Origin of the sequence: Roseomonas sp. E05 (assembly GCF_030063475.1) — a bacterium.
Classification (GTDB): domain Bacteria; phylum Pseudomonadota; class Alphaproteobacteria; order Acetobacterales; family Acetobacteraceae; genus Pseudoroseomonas.
The window spans coordinates 233972-255484 of record NZ_JASIRT010000004.1 but is presented as its reverse complement, the minus strand read 5'-3'; the positions used below and the strand labels follow the sequence as shown (position 1 = coordinate 255484).

Below are 21513 nucleotides of genomic sequence, written 5' to 3'. Positions count from 1 at the left end.
ATGCCATTCGTGGCGCTGAAGCTCTCGATCCGCCGCAAGCTGGACCTGATCCTGGGCAGCATGGGGGTGCTGCTGCTGGTGCTGGCGGCGCTGGGCGTCCGCAGCGCGCTGCAGGGCAATGGCGATGCCCGCCGCGTGGCGGCGATGACCAGCATCGGCGAGCAGCTCTTTCAGGCCATGCTGCAAGGCCGGATCGAGCGCGGCGGGCTGCTGGGCGGCCTCGCGGGCGAGGCGCCGGCCGATGCCGCGGTCCTGAACCGGGTGCTCGAATTCCGCCGCAACTCGGATGCCGCGCTGGCGCGCGCGCTGCAGGAGATGGCGGCGGATGGCGGCGCGCAGACCGCCGCCGTGGCGGCACGCCTGCGCGCGGCCCGGGAGGGCGTGGCGGCCCTGCGGCAGCAGCTCGACGCACAGCTGCGCCTGCCCCGCAGCGCCCGCGCGGCCGAGATCACCGCCGCCGCGCCGCGCTCCAGCCAGGCCTACCTGGACGGCCTGCTCGCCGCGCATGACGAGGTGCTTGGCACCATCCGGCTGGTGAGCAGCCGTGTGGACCGCATGCTGGCCCTGAAGGACGCCGCCTGGTCGGCCCGGCTCTCCGGCGGCCTGATGGCCTTGCGAACGGAGGCCGGCCTCGCGCAGGGCGCGCCGCTCGACCAGGCGGCGCAGCTCGCGCTGGCGGAGGAGCGCGGGCGCATCAGGCTCGCCTGGGGGCAGGTCGCGGCCGCGGCGGGCCAGGCGGACCTGGCGCCGCCGGTGGCGGACGCCATCCGCCGGGCCGGCGAGGCCTTCCCGGAGCCCTTCTTCCGCCATGTGGCCGAAGTGGTGCAAAGCCTGGAGAAGGGCGCGCCGGACATGGCCCTGGCCGAGCTGCAGCGGCGCAACATCAGCATGCTCGGCGCCGCCGCGGATGTGGCGCTCGCCGCCATGCAGGAAACCGCGAGCCTCGCCAGGGCGCAGGCGGCGGAGAAGCGCCTGCTGCTCGTGCTGAACGGCCTGGCGCTCGCCGCGGCCCTGGTGCTGATGGCGGGCGGCTTCGGCCTGGTGCTGCGCGGCGTGGCCAGGCCGCTGGCCGCCATGACCTCGGCCATGCGCCAGCTCGCGGCGCATGACCTGGAGGTGGCCATCCCCGGCATCGGCCGCCAGGACGAGATCGGCGACATGGCCGCGGCGGTCGGCGTGTTCCGCGAGAACATGGCCACCGCCGACCGGCTGCGCGCCCAGCAGCAGGCCGCCCAGGCCGCCAGGGAGCAGCGCGCCGAGGCGCTGGCCCGGCTGATCGACGGCTTCCAGGCGCAGATCGGCGAGCGGGTGGGCGCCCTCTCCGCCGCCGCGCAGGAGATGGAGGCGACGGCCGGCTCCATGCGCAGCATCGCCAAGGAGACGGATGGCCAGGCGGGCGCGGTCACGGCCGCGGCGCAGGAGGCCAGCGGCGGCGTGCAGACGGTGGCCGCCGCCGCCGAGCAGCTGACCGCCTCGATCGGCGAGATCAACCGGCAGGTCGGCCAGGCGACCGAGGTGACCGCCGAGGCGGTGCGCAGCGCCGAGCACACCGATGCCACGGTGCGCGCCCTGGCGGAGAGCGCCCAGCGGATCGGCGATGTGGTGCAGCTGATCAGCAGCATCGCCGGGCAGACCAACCTGCTGGCGCTGAACGCGACGATCGAGGCGGCGCGCGCCGGCGAGGCCGGCAAGGGCTTCGCCGTGGTGGCCTCGGAAGTGAAGTCGCTGGCGACCCAGACCACCCGCGCCACCGAGGAGATCGGCGGCCAGATCACGCAGATCCAGGCGGCGACGCAGAAGGCCGTGCAGGCCATCCAGGAGATCGCCGGCACCATCGGCTCGGTCAGCGACATCACCGCCAACATCGCCACCGCCATCGAGGAGCAGAGCACGGCGACGCGGGAGATCGCGCAGACCGTGCAGCGCACCGCCCAGGCCACCGACACGGTCTCGCAGAACATCACCGCCGTCAGCGCCGGCGCCTATGAAACCGGCGCCGCGGCCCAGGAGGTGCTGAGCGCGGCCTCGGGGCTTTCCGGCCAGTCGGCGCAGCTCAAGCAGGAGGTGGATGCCTTCCTGGCGCGGGTGAAGGCGGCCTGAGGCGCGAAGCGGGGAGAGTGGGCCGGCCCGCACAGGGGAAGGCCGAGAGGCGGCACCGCAGGGGCGGGGCCTCGGGAGGGCAGCAGCCGGATCGTTCAGGGGGGTGCCGCGCGCGGGGTGGTGGAGCTGAGGGGAATCGAACCCCTGACCTCCTCATTGCGAACGAGGCGCTCTCCCAACTGAGCTACAGCCCCACACTCGCGCGGTGGGCGGGCTTATCCCCGAGGCCGCACAACAAGTCAAGTGGCGCTTGCTCCATCTGGCCTGGCTCCGTAGATGAAGGCCTCACGACAAGGGGATTGCGATGTACGCGGTGTTCTGGCTGATCGATCAGGCCATTGGCCTCTATGTCTGGGCCCTGATCATTGCGGCCGTGTTCAGCCTGCTGATTGCCTTCAACGTGCTGGACACCCGCAACCGCTTCGTCTGGGCGGTGTCCGACTTCCTCTACAAGCTCACCGAGCCGGCGCTGCGGCCGATCCGCAGATTCCTGCCGAACATGGGCGGCATCGACATCTCGCCGATGATCCTGATCCTGCTGCTCTACGCGCTGCGGATCTTCCTCTGGACCACGCTGTGGCCGCTGGTGGCGCGCTGAGGGGCTGGCGGGCCGTCGAAGGCGGCATCGAGCTGCGCGTCAAGGCGCAGCCCAAGGCGCGCCGCGCCGGCCTGGGCGGCTGGGTGGAGACCCCGGACGGCCCCCGCCTGAAGCTCGCGGTGCATGCGGCGCCGGAGGACGGACGGGCCAACCGCGCGATCTGCGCCCTGCTGGCCGAGGCCCTGCATGTCCCCGCTTCCGCCATCGCGGTGGTGCAGGGGGCGGCGGCACGCGAAAAGACCTGCCGCATCGCGGGCGACCCCGCCCGCCTCGCCGAGCAACTGGAGAACCTGCCATGACCGCCAGCATCATCGACGGCAAGGCCGTGGCCGCGGCGCTGCGCGGCCGCATCGCCGAGCGGGTCGCCGCCCTGCCCTTCACCCCTGCCCTGCGCGTGGTGCGGGTGGGCGAGGACCCGGCCAGCGGCGTCTATGTCCGCAACAAGGACCGCGCGGCGCAGCAGGCGGGGCTCGACAGCGCCACCATCCAGCTTCCCGTGGAGACCAGCGAGGCGGCGCTGCTCGGCCTGGTGCGGCAGCTGAACGACGACCCGGCGGTGGACGGCATCCTGGTGCAGCTTCCGCTGCCGCCGCAGATCGACCCCGCCAGGGTGCTGGCCGCGATCGACCCGGCCAAGGACGTGGACGGCTTCCACGCCATGAATGCCGGCCTGCTGGCCACCGGGCAGAAGGGGCTGGTGCCCTGCACGCCCAAGGGGGTGATGCACCTGCTGGCGGCGGCGCGCGTGACGGTCGCCGGGGCAAGGGCGGTGGTGGTGGGGCGCTCCAACATCGTCGGCAAGCCGATGGCGGCGCTGCTGCTCGCGGCCGACGCCACCGTGACCATCGCGCATTCCCGCACGCGGGACCTGGCCGGCGAATGCCGCCGGGCGGAGATCCTGGTCGCCGCCGTGGGGCGGCCGGAGATGGTGAAGGGCGACTGGATCGCCGATGGCGCCGTGGTGATCGATGTCGGCATCAACCGGCGGCCGGAAGGCGGGCTGGTGGGGGATGTGGAATTCGCCGCCGCGAAGGAGCGGGCGGTGGCGATCACACCGGTGCCGGGCGGCGTCGGGCCGATGACCATCGCCTGCCTGCTGGAGAACACCGTCGAGGCGGCGATCGCGCGGCGCGGGTGAAAATGGGCCAGGGGGCGCCGCCCCCTGGACCCCCGCCGGGGGGACAGTGTCCCCCCGGACCCCGCCATTCCTTTGGGCCGCCGCGTCCACGCAGCCGGATTTTCACGCCATTGCGCACTCTCAACAACACGTGGCAGGGCAAGATGCGGCCTTGTCCAGGGGGAAGCCCCGCCCGAAAGAACCGCGGGCGACCCGGGCGCGAGGCTCATGATGGAACCGGCCGCTCCAGAAACCGGTCGGCGCCCGGCCCGGTTGTGGGAGAATTCGCGCGCCCTTCCCGGCAGTGGACATTGCCCGATGGCACGGTTTGGGACAGCCGCCGAGAAAGCGTATCAGATCTCGCCTTCGTCCTCTCTGGGGGATAGTCTGGCAGGGGAAGTGGGCATGGAACGACAGGCAGACGACGTTGAAGCGATCCGCAGGATCGGCATCGTTCCGACGATTCTCGACACTGTCTGCCGCCTGACCGGGATGGGCTTCGCCGCGGTCGCGCGGGTCACCGACGAGCGCTGGATCGCCTGCAGCGTCCTCGACCACATCAGCTTTGGATTGCAGCCCGGCGGCGAGCTTCAGCTTGAGAGCACGATCTGCCACGAGATCCGGCAGTCTGGGCAGCCCGTCATCATCTCCGACGTGATGGCGGATGATGCGTTTTGCAGGCATCACACGCCGGCCATGTATGGCTTTCGAAGCTATATCTCGGTGCCGATCCGGCTGGCGGACGGGCGCTTCTTCGGAACACTCTGTGCCATCGATCCCGAGCCCCGGGACCTGGCCAGGCCGGAGGTGCAGGCTACGTTCCGGATGTTCGCTGATCTGCTGGGATTTCACCTCGATACCTCCGACAAGCTCGCCCTGTCGGAGGGGAAGCTCGCGACGGAGGTGGAGGCAGGCGAACTTCGTGAGCAGTTCATCGCCGTGGTGGGCCATGATCTGCGCAATCCGCTGGCCTCGGTCCAGGCCGGCGTGACGATGCTGCGGACTGTGACCGATGCGGAGCGCGCAAGGTCGATCCTTGGCCAGATGCAAAGCAGCGTCGACCGCATGTCATCGCTGATCGACAATATTCTCGATTTCGCGCGCGGCAGGCTGGGTGGCGGGCTTTCCCTGGACCTCCAGCTGGTCGATATGGAGCCGCTCGTGCGCCAGGCCGTGGCGGAGCTGGCATTGAGCCATTCCGACCGGGAGATCACCCTGTCCTGCGCAGGGGACCCAACGCTTCTGTACTGCGACCCGCGCCGAATCGGGCAGCTTCTTTCCAATCTTCTGGGCAACGCCCTCACCCATGGCGCGGCCGATCAGCCGATCGAGGTCCGGTGCAGAGCCGAGGGCGGCATCTTCACGCTGTCGGTCTCCAATGGCGGCGCCGAAATCCCGCATGCCGCGCAAGCCCGGCTTTTTCATCCCTTCGCACGCGGAAAAGCCGGGACGGATCGTGAAGGGCTGGGGCTTGGCCTCTATATCGCCTCCGAGATCGCGAAGGCCCATGGTGGCCGGCTCGCCGTGATCTCGTCTCCTGCGCAGACCCGCTTCACATTCTCGGTGCCGCTCGTCCGCGAAAGCGGCCCGTAGGCGGCGGGCCTCCGGTTCTGGTGGAGCGGCTCCGCCGGTTGGCCTGACAGGGCCCGGGGGGCCAGCGTGCCATCCGCGCCGCACGGGCTGACAGAAAAAAGATGGGGGGTTCGGGGGGAATTCCTTCCCCCCGACCTTTTTCCCTCAGCGCCGGATCGAGGCGTGCGCGGCGAGGCAGGCCATTTCCAGGATCTGGGTAACGGTGCTGCCCATGTTCACGAGCTGCACCGGCTTCTCCAGGCCGACCAGCAGCGGCCCGATGGTGGTGGCGCTGGTCAGGTGCGGCACCGCCTTGGTCAGGATGTGGGCGGCGTGCAGGCCGGGCATGACCAGGATGTTGGCCGGGCCGGTCAGGCGGCAGAAGGGGTAGAGCGCGCGGAGCTGCGGGTTCAGCGCCACGTCGGCGGCCATTTCGCCGTCGTACTCGAAGTCCACGCCCTTCTGGTCGAGCAGGCGCACCGCCTCGCGCAGCGGGCCGGTGATGGTGCCGCCCGGATCGCCGAAGGTGGAGAAGGAGAGGAAGGCGACGCGCGGGGTCAGGCCGAGCTTGCGGGCCTCGGCGGCGGACTGGATGGCGATGCCGGCCAGCGTCGCGGCATCCGGCCGCTCGTGGATGGCGGTGTCGGCCACCAGCACGGTGCCGGAGCGGCGCGCCAGCATCAGCGTCAGGCCGAAGAGCACCGTTTCCGGCGCGGTGTCGATGGCGAGCCGCACGTTCTCCAGCGTGTCGTTGGTGGAGCGGGTGATGCCGGAGACCATGGCGTCGGCGTCGCCGAGGGCCACCATGCAGGCGCCGAAGGCGTTGCGGTCCTGGTTCACCAGGCGCTGGCAGTCGCGGAACAGGAAGCCCTGGCGCTGCTTGCGGGCATAGAGGTGCTCGGCGTAGCGGCGGTTGCTGTCGGAGAGGCGGGCGTTGTGGATCTCGACGCCTTCCGGCAGCGGGATGCCGAGCGCGGCGACGGTGGCGTTGATGCGGTCCTCCCGCCCGACCAGCACGGGGGTGCCGTAGCCGGACTGGCGGTAGGCGATGGCGGCGCGGATGACCTTCTCCTCCTCGCCCTCGGCGAAGACCACCTTGCGCGGATTGGCCTTCAGGCGCTCGGTGATGATCTCCAGCGCGTTGACGGCGGCATCCAGGCGCCCGGCGAGGCCGCGGGAATAGCGGTTGAGGTCGGGGAGCGGGCGGCGGGCGACGCCGGTCTCCATCGCCGCCCTGGCGACGGCGGGGGAGACGCGGGCGATCAGCCGCGGGTCGAAGGCGTGCGGGATGATGTATTCCGGGCCGAAGCGCAGGCCCTTGCCGCCGCCGGCGCCGGCGACTTCCTCCGGCACGTCCTCGCGCGCCAGCATGGCCAGCGCCTCGGCCGCCGCGACCTTCATCGCGTCGTTGATGGTGCTGGCGCGGACGTCGAGCGCGCCGCGGAAGATGAAGGGGAAGCCGAGGACGTTGTTGACCTGGTTCGGGTAGTCCGAGCGGCCCGTCGCGATGATGACGTCCGGGCGGACGGCGCGCGCCTCGTCCGGGGTGATCTCGGGGTCGGGGTTGGCCATGGCGAAGATGATCGGGTTCGGCGCCATCGCGCGGACCATGTCGGCGGTCACGGCGCCCTTCACCGAGAGGCCGAAGAAGGCGTCCGCCCCTTCCAGCGCCTGGGCGAGGGTGCGGCGGTCGGTGGTGACGGCGTGCGCCGACTTCCACTGGTTCATGCCCTGCTCGCGGCCGCGGTAGAGCACGCCCTTGGTGTCGCACATCAGGATGTTCTCGGGCTTCATGCCCATCGCCTTCACCAGCTCGGCGCAGGCGATGGCGGCGGAACCCGCGCCGTTGATGACGAGGCGGGTTTCCGACAGCGCGCGGCCGGTCAGGTGGCAGGCGTTGATCAGCCCGGCGGCGGCGACGATGGCGGTGCCGTGCTGGTCGTCATGGAAGACCGGGATGTCCATCAGCTCGCGCAGGCGCTGCTCGATGACGAAGCATTCCGGGGCCTTGATGTCCTCCAGGTTGATGCCGCCGAAGGAGGGGCCGAGATAGCGCACGGCGTTGACGAACTCGTCCACGTCCTCGGTGGAGATGCAGAGGTCGATGGCGTCCACGTCGGCGAAGCGCTTGAACAGCGCGGCCTTGCCCTCCATCACCGGCTTGGAGGCCAGCGCGCCGAGGTTGCCGAGGCCGAGCACGGCGGTGCCGTTCGAGATGACCGCCACCATGTTGCCCTTGGCGGTGTAGTCATAGGCCAGCGCCGGGTCGCGGTGGATGTGCAGGCAGGGCTCGGCCACGCCGGGCGAATAGGCCAGCGACAGGTCGCGCGCCGTGGTCAGCGGCTTGGTGAGGCGGATCTCCAGCTTGCCCGGCTTGCCTTCCGCATGCAGGGCGAGCGCCTCCTCGGCGGTGATGCGGGCGGTGCGGGTGTCGCCCACTGGCATTTTCTTCGCGTCGTCCATGTCCTCGGGGCTCCCGTGCTTCTCACCCCCCTTTATGTCGGTCCCGGGCGATGCGCGAAAGGCAGCCGCTTCGCGGGTGCGGTAGAACGCGAGCGCGGCAAAGGCCGGGGGAATGAATTTCCCCGCCCCCCTTCTTCTTTCCCCGGGTTCCCGCGCCGGCGGCCCGCGAGCCCTTCCACGGACAGAAAGAAGATGGGGGGTTCGGGGGGAATTCCTTCCCCCCGACCTTTCTCAGGTCCGCCGGACGTTCCAGGGGAGGGGCGCCGGGGCCTCCAGGATGCCGGTGATGTCCTTGCGGAAGGCGGTGCGGATGGTGAACTGGCCGAGCGGGACGGTGGAAACCTCCTCCAGGCCGAGCCGGCCCAGCTCCAGCGCCGCCTTGCGCTGCGCCGCATCGTCCTTGGCGTAGAGCCATTCCTGCGTCAGCGCCTCGGCGCGGTCGCTCTTCCACCAGCCGAACCAGCCCTCGGCGCCCTGGCCGCGGATCAGCGGGGACATCGCCGGGTTGCCGTAGTAGGAGGAGGGACCGGTGGTGTGGAAGATGCTCCAGCCGCCCTTCTCCACCGGCTCGCGCGAGCCGCGCCGCTGGATCACCGTGCCCCAGTCGCTCTCCGCCAGATCGACGTTCATGCCGATGCGCTTCAGCGCGTCCGCCGTCACCTGGCCGAGCGGGCCGATATCGGGAAAGTCGGTCGGGTTGATGATGACGGTCTTCTGGTCGGTGTAGCCGGCCTCCTTCAGCGTGGCGCGGGCCTTGTCGAGGTCGCCCGGCATCAGGTCGGCATGGTCCTGGTAGTAGGGCGTGTGCTTGGGGAAGATGCTGCGCGTGTCGGTCCAGGTGGAGGTGTCGTCGCCCTGGCTGGCGCGCATGTAGTTCTCCTGGATCACCGACTGCAGCACGGCGCGCCGGACCTTCACGTCGTTGAAGGGCGGGTGCAGACAGTTCAGCCGCATCAGCGCCAGCCGGCCGGCCGGGTCCGTCACCTCGCGGCGGATGTCGCGGTTGCTGGCCAGCATCGGCTGCAGGTCGGAGAGCGGGCGCTCCCACCAGTCGGCCTCGCCGTTCATCAGCGCCGCCGCGGCGGTGGCGGGGTCAGGGATGATCATCCATTCGATGCGCTGGAAATGCGCGACCTTGCCGCCGGCGGCGGCGTCGGGCGGCTCGTCGCGCGGCACGTAGCCGTCGAACTTCTCGTAGGCCACGCGGCTGCCGGAATTGTACTCGCCGGCCAGGAAGCGATAGGGGCCGGAGCCCACCATCTCCGTGACGGCCTTGTTGGCATCGGTCCTGGCGAGGCGCTCGGGCATGATGAAGGCGGCATTGGCGTCCGGCTTGCCGATCGCCAGCGGCAGCAGCGGGAAGGGCCGGGTGAGGCGGATCTCGATGGTGCGGTCATCCGCCGCGCGCCACTCCTCCACCACCTTGGCGAGCAGCTGGCCGAAGCCGTCGCGCGCCGCCCAGCGCTTGAGGCTGGCGACGCAGTCGGCCGCGCGCACGGGCTCGCCATCGTGGAACTTCAGGTTCGGGCGCAGGCGGATGCGCCAGCGCAGCCCGTCCTCCGAGACCTCGTGGCCCTCGGCCATCTGCGGCTTCACCTCGCCCGCCCTGTTCACGGCATAGAGCACGTCGAAGACGTAGTAGCCGTGGTTGGCGGTGACGGTGGCGGTGGTCCAGATCGGGTCCAGCGCGCTCAGATTGGCCTGCGGGATGAAGCGCAGCGTGCTGCTGCCCTTGCTGCCCTGGGCGAGCGCCGGCGCGGCGAGCAGCGCGGCGCCGGCGCCGAGAAAGGTGCGGCGGTGCAGGTTCATGGTGGTCTTGCCCCTTGGTGCTTTCCTGGGGGCGCACCCTGCCCGCCTCTCCCCGGGGTGCCAAGAAGGCTGGGGGAATGAATTCCCCCAGACCCCCATCTTTTTTCTGCCAGTCATGCGCGCGCCAGGCCGCAGGGGAACGCCAAACGAACAGAAAAAAGAAGAGGGGGCGCGGGGGAGAATTCATTCTCCCCCGCTGCTTCCCCCGCCGCCGTGACCTGCTCTAGGAAAGGGGGATGACCTCCCGCCCCTACCCCTCGCCCGAGGGCGCGACGCCGGCCCTCGCGCAGTGGTTCGCCGCCAAGCAGGCGCATCCGGATGCGCTCGTCTTCTTCCGCATGGGCGACTTCTTCGAGCTGTTCTTCGACGACGCGGCGCGGGCGGGCGAGGCGCTGGGGCTGGCGGTCTCCCACCGGGGCGAGCATCGCGGCGAGCCGGTGCCGATGGCGGGCGTGCCGGTGCACGCCATGGAGAACTACCTGGCGCGGCTGATCCGCCACGGCTTCCGCGTCGCCATCTGCGAGCAGCGGGAGACGCCGGAGCAGGCCAAGGCGCGCAAGGCGCCGACCATCCGGCGCGAGGTGGTGCGGCTGGTCACGCCGGGCACGGTGACGGAGGAGGCGCTGCTGGACGGCGCCCGCCCGGCCTGGCTGCTGGCACTGGCGCGCGCCGAGGGGGAGTGGGGCGCCGCCTGGGCCGACCTCTCCACCGGCGCCTTCGCCTGCGAGACGCTGCCGGTGGCCGAGCTGCCCGCGCTGCTGGCGCGGCTCGATCCCGCCGAGGTTCTGGTGCCGGAGGAGCTTTCCGAGCTGGCGGCGCTGCGGCCCTTCACCGAGCGGGTCAGCCACCTGGAGCCGGCGCGCGACCCGGCGGGGCGGCTGGCCGGCTTCTTCGAGGTGGCCACGCTGGAGGGGTTCGGCAGCTTCACCGAGGCGGAGCTGGCCGCCTGCGCGCTGGCGCTCGACTATGTCCGCCGCACCCAGGGCGAGGCGGCGCCGCGCCTGCGCCCGCCGGAGCCGCAGGGCGGGCGCGCGACGCTGCGGATGGACGCCGCCACCCGCCGCTCGCTGGAGATCCTGAAGAGCGAGCGCGGCGAGACGCGCAACTGCCTGCTCGGGGCGGTGGACCGCACGCTGACCGCCGCCGGCTGCCGCGAACTCGCCGCGCGGCTGGGCGCGCCGCTGACCGAGGCGGCGGCGATCGCGGCGCGGCACGACGCGGTGCAGGCCCTGCTGGAGGCGCCGCCGCTGGCGGCCGGGCTGCGCGCCGCGCTGAAGGGGGCGCCGGACATGGCCCGCGCCCTGGCGCGACTGGCGCTCGACCGCTTCGCGCCGCGCGACCTCGCCGCCATCCGCGACAGCCTGGAGCGCGCCGAGATGATGGCCGACGCGCTGGCCCAGGGGCAGACGGAAGCGGCGCCGCTTCCCGCGCTGCTGGAGGGCGCGCGCGCGGCGCTGCTGCCGGCGGACTCGCCGCGCGGCGAGCTGGCGCGCGCGCTGGCCGCCGAACTGCCGGCGCGGCTGGAGGACGGCAACATCGTCGCCGCCGGCTATGACGGCGAGCTGGACGCGCTGCGCCGGATGCGCGACGACGCGCGCGGCGCCATCGCGGCGATGCAGCTCGACCTCGCCCAGGCCTGGGGCGTGGCCAGCCTGAAGATCCGCCACCACCAGCAGTTCGGCTTTCTCGCCGAGATGCCGGCGGCGGCCGGCGAGAAGCTGCTGCGCGCGCCGCCGCCGAAGCTGGCCGGCACGCCGCAGGCGCCGGTGCACCGGCAGACCATGGCCAATGCGCACCGCTTCACCTGCGCCGCACTGGCCGAGCTGGACCGCAAGCTGGCCGCCGCCGGCGAGCAGGCGGCGCGGCGCGAGGCCGCCGTGGTGCGCCACCTGCGCGACCTCTGCCTGCGCGCGGCGCGCGGCATCGACGCCGCCGCGGCGGCCATGGCGGAAGTGGACATCCACGCCGCCGCCGCGGCGCTCGCCGTCGAGGGCGGCTGGTGCCGGCCGGAGATGGTGGAGCGGCCCGAGTTCCGCATCCGCCAGGGGCGCCACCCCGTGGTCGAGGCGGCGCTGGCGCGCAACCGCGGGCCGGCCTTCGTGCCCAATGACGCCGACCTTTCGCCGGGGCAGCGGCTCTGCCTGCTGACCGGGCCGAACATGGCGGGCAAGTCCACCTTCCTCCGGCAGAACGCCATCATGGTGGTGCTGGCCCAGGCCGGGCTCTTTGTGCCGGCGGCCGCGGCGCGGATCGGGCTGGTGGACCGGCTGTTCTCGCGCGTCGGCGCGGCGGACGACATCGCCGGCGGGCGCTCCACCTTCATGGTGGAGATGACGGAGACCGCCGCCATCCTGAACCAGGCCACATCCCGCTCGCTGGTGGTGCTGGACGAGGTCGGGCGCGGCACCGCCACCTGGGACGGGCTGGCCATCGCCTGGAGCGTGCTGGAGGCGCTGCACGACCGCATCCGCTGCCGCGCCGTCTTCGCCACCCACTTCCATGAGCTGACGGCGCTCGGGGGCAAGCTGCCGGAGCTGCAGCTGGCGCATATGAAGGTGCGCGAGCATCGCGGCGAGGTGGTGTTCCAGCACCTGGTCGGTCCCGGCGCGGCGGAGAAGTCCTGGGGGCTGCATGTGGCGCGCCTCGCCGGCGTGCCGCGCGCGGTGGTGCAGCGGGCCGGCGCGGTGCTGGCGGCGCTGGAGGAGCGGGCGGGCGGGCTGGAGCCGCTGGCCGAGGAACTGCCGCTGTTCCATGGCCGCGCCGCCGCGCCCCCGACGCCCGAGCCACAACCGCAGGACACATTCCACCCCGCCCTGCACGCGCTGGAGGCGCTGGACCCGGATACACTCTCGCCACGGGAAGCGCTAGAGGCGCTCTATCGCCTGCGCATGCTGCATGGCGGCAATGATTCCGCCAAAACGGCTCACGAAGCTGTTGCCGCAGCACACAGCGCAGTATCATCCGCCAAATGAGAAGCTCCGGCGACCTGCCAGATGCCCCTGTCGCTGCCATCGACGCGCTCTCCGCCGCGCCGATGCGGCCGCTCCCCGACGTCGCCCTCGACCTGATCCCCCGGCCCGGCGCGCCGGTGCCGCGCGAGGCGGCGCTGACGCTGCTGCGGCGGCAGCTCGGCCGCATCCAGTCCCGCGTGCAGGAGGCCTTCGAGGCGCATGCCCTCTCCGGCCTGACCGCCGCGCGGATGCTGGGCGAGCTGACGGACGGGCTGATCTTTGCCATCCACGCCTATACCCTGGCGCAGGTCGCGCCCGCCCAGGTCGCACCCGCCCAGGTCGCGCCCTTGGGTGGCGAGGCGGACACCAACCCCTTCGCCGCCGCCGAGCCGCCCTTCGTGCTGGCGGCGACCGGCGGCTATGGGCGCGGCGTGCTGGCGCCCTATTCCGACATCGACCTGCTCTTCCTCTCCGACGCGCCGCTCGGCCCGCGCGGGCGGCGCGCGGTGGAGTTCATGCTCTACCTGCTCTGGGATCTCGGGCTGAAGGTCGGCCACGCCACCCGCAGCATCCATGAGTGCCTGGAGGATGCGCGGTCCGACGTCACCATCCAGACCGCCCTGCTCGACAGCCGCTTCCTGGCCGGGGATGCCGCCGTCTTCGACCGCTTCGAGACGGCCTTCGCCCAGGCGCGGCAGGACTGGGGCGTGGGCCAGTTCCTCACCGCCAAGCGCGCCGAGCGCACCGCCCGCCACCATCGCTACGGCGACAGCCCCTATCTGGTGGAGCCGCACATCAAGGAGGGGCGCGGCGGGCTGCGCGACGTGCAGACCATGTACTGGCTGGCGCGCTACGCCTTCGGGGTGAAGCGGATGCCCGAGCTGGTCGGGCCGGAGAGCCCGGGCGGCGGGCTGCTGACGGCGCGCGAGGCGCGCGCCTTCAAGCGCGCCTGGGACTTTCTCTGGACCGTCCGCTTCCATCTGCACTACGTCACCGGCCGCGCCGAGGAGCGGCTCACCTTCGACCTGCAGCCCGTGGTCGGCGCCCGCATGGGCTATACCCGCCACGGCAAGCAGGACGGGGTGGAGCGCTTCATGAAGCACCTGTTCCTGACGGTGCGGGACGTGGTGCGGCTCTCCCGCCTGCTGGAGCCGGCGATCGAGCGCGCGACGCTCGGCCCGCCCGCCGTCACCCGCGCGCCCGACCCGGCGCTGGCCGGCGAGGGGGTGGCGGTGGCCGACGGCAAGCTGCTGATCCTGCCCGACCATGACGCCGGCAGCGACCCCGTCGTCATGCTGCGCCTGCTGCGCGCGGCGCGGGACCGCGCGATCGCGCTGCACCCGCTGGCCTATCGCGCGCTGATCCGCAACGCCCCCGCGGCGCAGCGCCTGCGCGGCGATCCGACGGCCAACACGCTGTTCCTCGACCTGCTGACCGGCCGCGATTCGGCGCGCTGGATCCGCGTGCTGAACGAGGTGGGCTTCCTCTCGCGCTTCATCCCGGACTGGGCGCGCATCGTCGGGCTGATGCAGTTCGACACCTACCACGTCTTCACCGTGGAGGAGCACACGATCGAGGCGGTCGCCGTGCTCAACCAGCTGGAGGCGGGCCTGCTGGACGAGGCGGCGCCGGTGGCCAGCGAGCTGGTCGGCCAGGTGCATTCGCGCCGCGCGCTCTACGTCTCGGTGCTGCTGCACGACATCGCCAAGGGCCGCGGCGGCGACCATTCGGAACTCGGCGCCGGGCTGGCGCTGGAGATCTGCCCGCGCCTCGGCCTCAGCCCGGAGGAGACCGAGACCGTCTCCTGGCTGGTGCTGAACCACCTCCTCGTCAGCCAGACCGCCTTCAAGCGCGACATCGACGACCCCAAGACCATCCTCGACATCGCCGAGGTCGTGCAGTCGCCCGAGCGGCTGCGGCTGCTGCTGGTGCTGACGGTGGCGGACATGCGCGCCGTGGGCCCCAAGGTGTGGAACGGCTGGAAGGCGACGCTGCTGCGCGAGCTGTACTGGCGCGTGGCCGAGGTGCTGGCCGGCGGGCTCTCCGTGCCGGAGCGCGACGTGCGCGTGGCACGCGCCAAGCAGGCCGCCGCCGCCATGCTGCGGGACCAGCCGAAGGAGACGGTGGAGCATTTCCTCGGCCTCGGCTATCCCGGCTACTGGCTCTCCTTCGACCCGGAGAGCCATGCCCGCCATGCCGCCATGATCCGCGATGCGGAGGCGCAGGACATTCCGCTCTCCATCGCCACCCGCGTGCTGGAGGCGCGGGCGGTGACGGAGGTGACGGTCTACTGCTCCGACCATCCCGGCCTGTTCAGCCGCATCGCGGGCGCGCTGGCGGTGGGCGGCGCCACCATCGTGGACGCGCGCATCCACACCATGACCAACGGCATGGCGCTCGACACCTTCTGGGTGCAGGACGCGCAGGGCGGCGCGCTGGACGCGCCGCACCGGCTGGCACGGCTTTCCGTGCTGATCGAGCAGGCGCTTTCCGGCCGGCTCAACCTGGTGCAGGAGATCGGCAAGGTGCGGCGCGAGCCGGCGCGGCTGCGCGCGGTGCAGGTGCCGGGGCGCGTGGTGATCGACAACTTCGCCAGCAACACCCACACCGTCATCGAGCTGAACGGGCGGGACCGGCCGGGCCTGCTGCACGACGTCACCGCCGCCATCTCGGCGCAGGGCGTGCAGATCGCCTCGGCCCACATCACCACCTACGGCGTGCGGGCGGTGGACGTGTTCTACGTGAAGGACGTGTTCGGGCTGAAGATCGAGAACGAGCGCAAGCTGGCGACGCTGCGGGCGGCGCTGCTCGCCGCGCTGACCCCGCCGGGCGGCGAGGAGTCCAGCGGGGGGTGATTTCGGTCGGGGGGAACCTTTCCCCCGCCGGAAGTTTGAGTCCGTTACCGGCGCGGCACCAGATCGCGCCGCCCCAACGGAGAAAACCCCGATGCGCACGTCCTATGCTCTCATCGCCGGCCTTGCACTGGCCCTGGCCACGCCCGCCGCTGCCCAGACCACCGGCTCGGGCACGTCTTCGACCACCGGCTCGGGCACCTCTTCGACCACCGGCACCTCCTCCCGGGGCGCGGCAAGCGGCACCACCAGCGGCGTGCCCCTGAACCCCTCCGGAAGCCAGAGCGGCACGCCCAGCACCGGCTCCGGCGTCGGCGGCCCGAACAGCACCGGCATCGGCACGCCCAGCCCGGGCGGCCAGGGCAGCGGCAGCAATTCGGGCTCGAGCTCGGGCGGCAGCGGCGGCTCCGGCAGCGGTGGCTGAGACGCCTGGCGGGCCGGCATGCCCGCCCGGAGCCGTGGGGCCGCGCGCAAGGGCGGAGCGAAGAGGCAGTCCGCGCGCCGGCAAGGCCTCGGAGGGCGCCTGCCAGGCAGGCGCCCCGCCTTCCGCAGGCGCTCTGACGGCGGAGGCAGGCCGCCCCTTATCCATTGCAGCCTTCCATCCGGCGCGCCTTGCAGCGCGCTCACAGCGGGGAAAGACCATGCGAATCTCCCATGCCCTGATCGGCGGCCTCGGCCTCGTGCTGGCAGCCTGCGGCCCGATGCGGCCGGGTGGCGGAAGCGGGCCCGCGGCACCGACCGGGGCCAGCGGAATGTCGACCACCGGCTCCAGCACCAGCAGCATCGCGCCGATCCAGGGCCAGAACGACGTGGGGCCGAGCACCGTCACCGGGCGGTGAGGGCCTGGCTTGGCCTGGCGCGCCCGCCCGGCCTGCGGCCAAGCTGACGGATGCAAAGGCGCAACCTTTCCGATCGGGCGGATTTAGTCCTCCGCCGGCGCGGCCTTCCCCGCGTCACCACAACGGAGAAAGCACATGCGCACATCCTTCGCCCTGATCGGTGGCCTGGCTCTCATGCTGGCGGCCTGCGGCCAGTCGCAGACCGGCAGTGGCCTCGCGAACGGGCCCGCCGGACCGATGGGCAGTGGCGCACCGACCGCCGGCACGGGCACCATCTCGCCGGTCCAGGGCATGAACAGCGTGCCGCCCACCCGCAACACCCCGGGCGTGCCGACCGCCGGCACCGGCACCATCTCGCCGGTGCAGGGCCAGGACAGCGTGGCGCCCACCCGCGCCGGCCGTGGCGGCCGCACCGCCGGCACCGGCACCATCTCGCCGATCCAGGGCCAGAGCGACGTGGGGCAGGACACGGTGACGCGCCCCTGAGGTGACCGGCGGAGCGGCGCCCGCCGCTCCGCCAGGGCGCGCCGGAAGGGTCATCCCCTTTCCGCCCGCGCCGTTCCCGCTACATTCAGGTGACGCCCGGAGGAGTTCTCGCCCGTGCACGTCACCTCGCCCGCCTTCAAGGCCAATGCCGCCCGCGCCCTGGCCGATACCGGCCTGCAGAAGGCGCTGAGCCGGTCCGGCCCCTCCGCCCATGCCAAGCGCAGCCGCGCCGTCGCGGCGCTGCCCGAGTTCGAGCGGCTGCGCGAGACCGGGCGCGACATCAAGAACCACACCCTGGCGAATCTCGACTTCTACCTGGAGGCCTATGCCGCCAAGGTCGAGGCGGCGGGCGGGCATGTCCACTGGTGCTCCACCGCCGAGGAGGCGCGCGCCGCGGTGCTGGAGATCTGCCGCAAGGCCGGCGCCCGCACCGTGACCAAGGGCAAGTCGATGATCTCCGAGGAACTCGGGATCAACGACCACCTGGAGGCGAACGGCATCGAGCCGGTGGAGACCGACCTCGGCGAGTACATCCTGCAGCTCCGCAAGGAGCCGCCGAGCCACATCATCGGCCCGGCCTTCCACCTCAACCGCGAGGACTGGGAGGACACCTTCCGCAAGTCGCATATCGACCTGCCCTTCGACCGGAGCTTCGCACAGCGGCGGGACATCCTGGAGGAGGCGCGCGGGCGGCTCCGGGCGCGCTTCCTGGCGGCCGATGTGGGCATCACGGGCGCCAACTTCCTGATCGCCGAGACCGGCTCCTCGGTGATCGTGACCAATGAGGGCAATGGCGACCTGACGCAGACCCTGCCGCGCGTGCATATCGCGCTGGCCAGCATCGAGAAGGTGGTGCCGACGCTGGAGGACTGCACCTCGCTGCTGCGGCTGCTGGCACGTTCCGCCACCGGGCAGGATTTTTCCGTCTACACCACCTTCTCCACCGGCGTGCGGCGGCAGGGCGACCTGGACGGGCCGGAGGAATACCATGTGGTGCTGGTGGACAATGGCCGCTCCAACATGGTCGGCACCGAGTTCCAGGACATGCTGCGCTGCATCCGCTGCGCCGCCTGCATGAACCACTGCCCGGTCTATGGCGTGACCGGCGGGCATGCCTATGGCTGGGTCTATCCCGGGCCGATGGGCAGCGTGCTGACGCCCGCGCTGGTCGGCGTGGACAAGGCGGGGCACCTGCCGAATGCCTCCACCTTCTGCGGCCGCTGCGAGAGCGTCTGCCCGGTGAAGATCCCGCTGCCCAAGCTGATGCGGCACTGGCGGGAGCGGGAGTTCGAGCGGCACCTGACGCCGCCCACCCAGCGGCGGGCGCTGCGGCTCTGGGCCTGGCTGGCGCGGCGGCCGGAGGCCTACCGGCTGGCGATGCGGCTGGGGATCGGCGCGCTGGCGCGCTTCGGGCGGGGCAAGGGGGCCTTCACGAAGCTGCCGGGGGCCGGTGGCTGGACCGAGGGGCGCGACCTGCCGGCGCCCGAGCCCGGCGGCACCTTCATGGACCGCTACCAGCGGCAGCAGCGGGGGCGGCGGGCATGAGCCGCGAGGCGATTCTCGGCGGCATCCGGCGCGGGCTGAAGCGCGGGGAACTGCCGGCAGACCAGCAGGCGATGCTGCGGCACCGGCTGGAGAGCCATCCACGCCACCTGATCCCGGCGCGCTCGCGGCTGCCGCATGACGGGCAGGTGGCGCTGTTCATCGCGCGGGTGGAGGCGGAGTTCGGCACGGTGGAGCGCGTTCCCGACGCCGCGCAGGTGCCGGCGGCGCTGATGGACTATCTGGCCGGGCAGAACCTCGGGCCGCGCTTCGTGATGGCGCCGCATCCGGAGCTGGAGGGGCTGCCCTGGGCCGACCACCCGCTGCTGATGGTGGAGCGGCGGCGGGCCGAGGGGACGGATCAGGTCTCGCTCCAGCATGGCTATGCCGGGATCGCGGAGACCGGCACGCTGATGCTGCCGGCGGCGCCGGGGCGCCCCACCACGCTGAACCTGCTGCCGGAGACGGAGGTGGTGGTGCTGCACGCCGACCGCGTCGTCGGCGCCTATGAGGAGGCCTGGGACCTGTTGCGCGCCGAGAACCGCGACGCGCTGACGGGCGGCTTCATGCCGCGCAACGTGATGCTGGTGACCGGCCCCTCGCGCAGTGCCGACATCGAGCAGACGCTGGAGCTGGGCGCGCATGGCCCGCGCCGGCTGCATGTGATCCTGGTCGGCTGAGGGGGGTTGCCGCCTGGACCTGGGTTGCCTTCCTGACTAGAGGGAGGTGCAGGAACCTCAGGTTCCTGCCCGGGGTTCCAGGGGGCGGCGCCCCCTGGCCTCTGCTTGTTTTTTCCACCGCAGGACCGAGATGCCCCGCCGCGGCCGCAACCTGACCGAGCAAGAGCGCACCCTGTGGCGGGCCTATGTCGCCGCGGTGACGCCGCTGCCCGGCCATGCGCTGCCGCCTGTCGGGGCCGCGCCGGCCGAGCCGCCGCCGCCGCCTCCTCCGCCCGTCACCGCCCCCTTCCCTGCCGCGAAGCCGGTCCTGAAGCCTTTGCCGCCGGTGCTGCATGTCGGCGTACAGCCCGGCGGGGTGGACAGCCAGCGCTGGAAGGACCTGCGCCGCGGCCGCACCCGCCCGGAGCGGACGCTCGACCTGCACGGGCGGCGCGCACAGGACGCCTGGCACGCGGTGCGCGCCTTCCTGCACGCGGCGCAGGCCGACGGGCTGCGCTGCGTCGCCGTCGTGACGGGCAAGGGGCCGGTGCCGGATGGCGGCGTGCTGCGGCGGGAGCTGCCGCACTGGCTGAACGCGCCGGACCTGCGGCCGCTGGTGCTGGGCGCCGTGCATCCGGCGCCCAACCAGGGGGCGGTGCACCTTCTGTTGCGGCGGCGCCGGTGACGCCCTTCGGCGCCCGCCTGCGCGCCCTGCGCGAGGCCCGGGGCGTGACGCTGAAGGAGATGGCGGCGGCGCTGCAGGTCTCGCCGGCCTATCTCTCGGCGCTGGAGCACGGGCGGCGCGGACGGCCCAGCACCGGGCTGATCCACCAGGTGAACGAGTTCTTCGGGCTGATCTGGGACGATGCGGAAGACATGGCGCGGCTGGCCCGGCTCTCCCATCCGCGCGTGACGCTGGATACCAGCGGGCTTTCGCCGGAAGCGACGGAACTGGCGAACCTTCTTGCCGCGCGAATCCGGCGGCTCCCGCCGGACGTCATCAGGGAGATGCGGCGGCTGCTGGGGGAGTGAGGGAGAGGGCATCGAAAAAGGCTGGGGGAAGGAATTCCCCCAGGCCCCCTTCTTTTTTCTGTCCGTTTTGCCGGATCGGCAACGCGCGCACGCCGGGGCTGAAGCAGCCCCGGCGACTGTCACCGTAAGGGTCGTCAGGGCGCCCCTCGCCGCCAGCAAAACCGAAAACCAACAGAAGAAGGAGGGGGTTTGGAGAAGTTCACTCCCCCAAGCCTGGCCTCATTCTCCCCCGGCGTCAGGCCTCGCCGATCGGGGCCGCCGCCTGGGTCATGTCGGCCAGCACCTCGGCCACATGGCGCACCCGCACGGCGCTGCCCTGGCGCTTCAGGCGGCCCGCCATGTTCAGCAGGCACCCCATTTCGCCGGCCAGGAGGGTGTCGGCGCCCGTCGCCTCGACGTCACGCACCTTGTCCGTGACCATGCGGGTGGAGATCGCGGGATACTTCACGCAGAAGGTGCCACCGAAGCCGCAGCACAGCTCGGGCTCGGCCAGATCCTTCACCGTCAGCTCCTCGACCGTGCCGAGCAGCTGGCGCGGCTGGGCGCGCACGCCGAGTTCCCGCAGGCCGGAGCAACCGTCGTGATAGGCCGCCACGCCGGCATAGCGGGCGCGGACGCCCTTCATGCCGCGGATGTCGGTCAGGAAGGAGGTCAGCTCGTGGGTCCTGGCGGCCAGCGCCTCGGCGCGGCCACGGTAGTTCGGGTCGTCGTCGAAAAGGGCGGGATAGTGCTTCGCGATCATGCCGACGCAGGAGCCGGAAGGCGCCACCGTGTAGTCATAGCCCAGGAAGGCGTCGATCACCGGGCGGGCGAGGTCACGCGCCGTGGCGCGGTCGCCGCTGTTGTAGGCCGGCTGGCCGCAGCAGGTCTGCAGATGCGGCACCTCCACCACGCAGCCCGCCTGCTCCAGCAGGCGGATGGCGGCGAAACCGACGGTGGGCCGGTAGAGATCGACCAGGCAGGTGACGAAGAGCGCGACGCGCGGTTTGGCCGGGGACATGCCGAGGACGATAGACCCGGCCCCGCAGGATGCAAGGACCGCGCGCCGCTGCCGGCCGGCCCGGGATGGTCCGGGCCGGCTCGGTCGCGGGAGGCCTCAGCGCGAGGAGCCGCCCACAGCCGTGACGGCGGTGATGGAATCGGGGTTGATGACCATCATCACCGGGCGGCCCTGCTTGTCATTGGCCCGCACCAGGAAGGACTGCGGCATGACCCGCACATTGGTGAAGCCCGCCTGCTCCAGATCCTGCTTCACCTTGCTGCTGCGACATCATCTCATTCTGGCCGGACGTGGCCTGCTGCTGGCCGCGCCCGCCCGCGGAGCCGCCGCTCTGTGCGGTGGAGCCGGCGCTCTGCGCCAGGGTGGGCAGGGTGACGGCGAGCATCAGGCCCGCCAGGGCGCAGGCCGCTTCATGCATGGGATTGATCCGATTTTGCGGCGCCGCGCGGTCGCAGGCGAGCAACCCATGCCTTCGGGCGCGGTTTTGCTGCGC

Annotated in this window: 18 protein-coding genes and 1 tRNA gene; 13 read left to right on the top strand and 6 right to left on the bottom strand. The window is 72.1% G+C overall.

Annotation, left to right across the window (positions count from 1 at the left end):
• Window positions 1-9: 9 nt before the first annotated feature.
• Complete coding sequence (locus QMO56_RS06995) at window positions 10-2100, top strand: methyl-accepting chemotaxis protein (RefSeq protein ID WP_283524446.1); 2091 nt, start codon at window positions 10-12, stop codon at window positions 2098-2100.
• A gap of 118 nt (window positions 2101-2218) precedes the next feature.
• On the opposite strand, the gene QMO56_RS06990 is transcribed toward QMO56_RS06995, so the two are convergent.
• Window positions 2219-2294: transfer RNA gene (locus QMO56_RS06990), tRNA-Ala, on the bottom strand.
• Between the two features lie 110 nt (window positions 2295-2404).
• Between QMO56_RS06990 and QMO56_RS06985 the strand changes: the two genes are divergently transcribed.
• The 4 genes from QMO56_RS06985 (at window position 2405) to QMO56_RS06970 (ending at window position 5408) form a co-directional block, all read left to right on the top strand.
• Complete coding sequence (locus QMO56_RS06985) at window positions 2405-2698, top strand: YggT family protein (RefSeq protein ID WP_283524444.1); 294 nt, start codon at window positions 2405-2407, stop codon at window positions 2696-2698.
• Window positions 2677-2997: a DUF167 domain-containing protein gene (locus QMO56_RS06980; protein WP_283524443.1), complete on the top strand. Its 321-nt coding sequence runs from the start codon at window positions 2677-2679 to the stop codon at window positions 2995-2997. Before QMO56_RS06985 ends, QMO56_RS06980 begins: the two co-directional genes overlap by 22 nt.
• Complete coding sequence (folD, locus tag QMO56_RS06975) at window positions 2994-3836, top strand: bifunctional methylenetetrahydrofolate dehydrogenase/methenyltetrahydrofolate cyclohydrolase FolD (protein ID WP_283524441.1); 843 nt, start codon at window positions 2994-2996, stop codon at window positions 3834-3836. The genes QMO56_RS06980 and folD overlap by 4 nt, the downstream gene beginning before the upstream one ends.
• A 384-nt stretch (window positions 3837-4220) precedes the next feature.
• Entirely contained in the window at window positions 4221-5408 is a 1188-nt protein-coding gene (locus QMO56_RS06970) for a GAF domain-containing sensor histidine kinase (RefSeq protein WP_283524439.1), read from the top strand.
• A gap of 144 nt (window positions 5409-5552) precedes the next feature.
• Here QMO56_RS06970 and QMO56_RS06965 read toward each other — a convergent pair whose 3' ends face one another.
• Together QMO56_RS06965 and QMO56_RS06960 are read right to left on the bottom strand one after the other, a co-directional pair.
• Window positions 5553-7850 carry an NADP-dependent malic enzyme gene (locus QMO56_RS06965; RefSeq protein WP_283524438.1) on the bottom strand — a complete coding sequence of 766 codons (2298 nt, stop codon included), beginning with the start codon at window positions 7848-7850 and terminating at the stop codon, window positions 5553-5555.
• Window positions 7851-8081: 231 nt separating this feature from the next.
• Window positions 8082-9659 (bottom strand): ABC transporter substrate-binding protein, encoded by a 1578-nt coding sequence (locus QMO56_RS06960; protein ID WP_283524436.1) that lies wholly within the window; start codon window positions 9657-9659, stop codon window positions 8082-8084.
• 236 nt (window positions 9660-9895) lie between these two features.
• Here QMO56_RS06960 and mutS point away from each other — a divergent pair, with 236 nt between their 5' ends.
• Window positions 9896-12631 carry a DNA mismatch repair protein MutS gene (gene mutS, locus QMO56_RS06955; RefSeq protein WP_283524434.1) on the top strand — a complete coding sequence of 912 codons (2736 nt, stop codon included), beginning with the start codon at window positions 9896-9898 and terminating at the stop codon, window positions 12629-12631.
• Entirely contained in the window at window positions 12628-15465 is a 2838-nt protein-coding gene (locus QMO56_RS06950) for a [protein-PII] uridylyltransferase (protein WP_408906510.1), read from the top strand. Before mutS ends, QMO56_RS06950 begins: the two co-directional genes overlap by 4 nt.
• Before the next feature lie 102 nt (window positions 15466-15567).
• Here QMO56_RS06950 and QMO56_RS06945 read toward each other — a convergent pair whose 3' ends face one another.
• The gene (locus tag QMO56_RS06945; protein ID WP_283524433.1) at window positions 15568-15906 is read right to left on the bottom strand and encodes a hypothetical protein; all 339 of its coding nucleotides are present in this window, start codon (window positions 15904-15906) and stop codon (window positions 15568-15570) included.
• A gap of 197 nt (window positions 15907-16103) precedes the next feature.
• Here QMO56_RS06945 and QMO56_RS06940 point away from each other — a divergent pair, with 197 nt between their 5' ends.
• The 6 genes from QMO56_RS06940 to QMO56_RS06915 all read left to right on the top strand — a co-directional run bounded on the left by QMO56_RS06940 (window position 16104) and on the right by QMO56_RS06915 (window position 20020).
• Window positions 16104-16301, top strand: a complete 198-nt coding sequence (locus QMO56_RS06940; RefSeq protein ID WP_283524431.1) for a hypothetical protein — start codon at window positions 16104-16106, stop codon at window positions 16299-16301.
• A 135-nt stretch (window positions 16302-16436) separates the two neighbouring features.
• Window positions 16437-16787, top strand: coding sequence for a hypothetical protein (locus QMO56_RS06935; protein WP_283524430.1), 351 nt, complete (start codon window positions 16437-16439; stop codon window positions 16785-16787).
• A 114-nt stretch (window positions 16788-16901) separates the two neighbouring features.
• Window positions 16902-18332 carry a LutB/LldF family L-lactate oxidation iron-sulfur protein gene (locus QMO56_RS06930; RefSeq protein ID WP_283524428.1) on the top strand — a complete coding sequence of 477 codons (1431 nt, stop codon included), beginning with the start codon at window positions 16902-16904 and terminating at the stop codon, window positions 18330-18332.
• Window positions 18329-19009 carry a lactate utilization protein gene (locus QMO56_RS06925; RefSeq protein ID WP_283524426.1) on the top strand — a complete coding sequence of 227 codons (681 nt, stop codon included), beginning with the start codon at window positions 18329-18331 and terminating at the stop codon, window positions 19007-19009. Before QMO56_RS06930 ends, QMO56_RS06925 begins: the two co-directional genes overlap by 4 nt.
• A gap of 130 nt (window positions 19010-19139) precedes the next feature.
• Entirely contained in the window at window positions 19140-19673 is a 534-nt protein-coding gene (locus QMO56_RS06920; RefSeq protein ID WP_283524424.1) for a Smr/MutS family protein, read from the top strand.
• Window positions 19670-20020: a helix-turn-helix domain-containing protein gene (locus QMO56_RS06915; RefSeq protein WP_283524422.1), complete on the top strand. Its 351-nt coding sequence runs from the start codon at window positions 19670-19672 to the stop codon at window positions 20018-20020. The genes QMO56_RS06920 and QMO56_RS06915 overlap by 4 nt, the downstream gene beginning before the upstream one ends.
• 235 nt (window positions 20021-20255) lie before the next feature.
• Here QMO56_RS06915 and QMO56_RS06910 read toward each other — a convergent pair whose 3' ends face one another.
• Together QMO56_RS06910 and QMO56_RS06905 are read right to left on the bottom strand one after the other, a co-directional pair.
• Window positions 20256-21020: a (Fe-S)-binding protein gene (locus QMO56_RS06910; protein ID WP_283524421.1), complete on the bottom strand. Its 765-nt coding sequence runs from the start codon at window positions 21018-21020 to the stop codon at window positions 20256-20258.
• A gap of 96 nt (window positions 21021-21116) precedes the next feature.
• The gene (locus QMO56_RS06905) at window positions 21117-21275 is read right to left on the bottom strand and encodes a hypothetical protein (RefSeq protein WP_283524420.1); all 159 of its coding nucleotides are present in this window, start codon (window positions 21273-21275) and stop codon (window positions 21117-21119) included.
• Window positions 21276-21513: the final 238 nt, after the last annotated feature.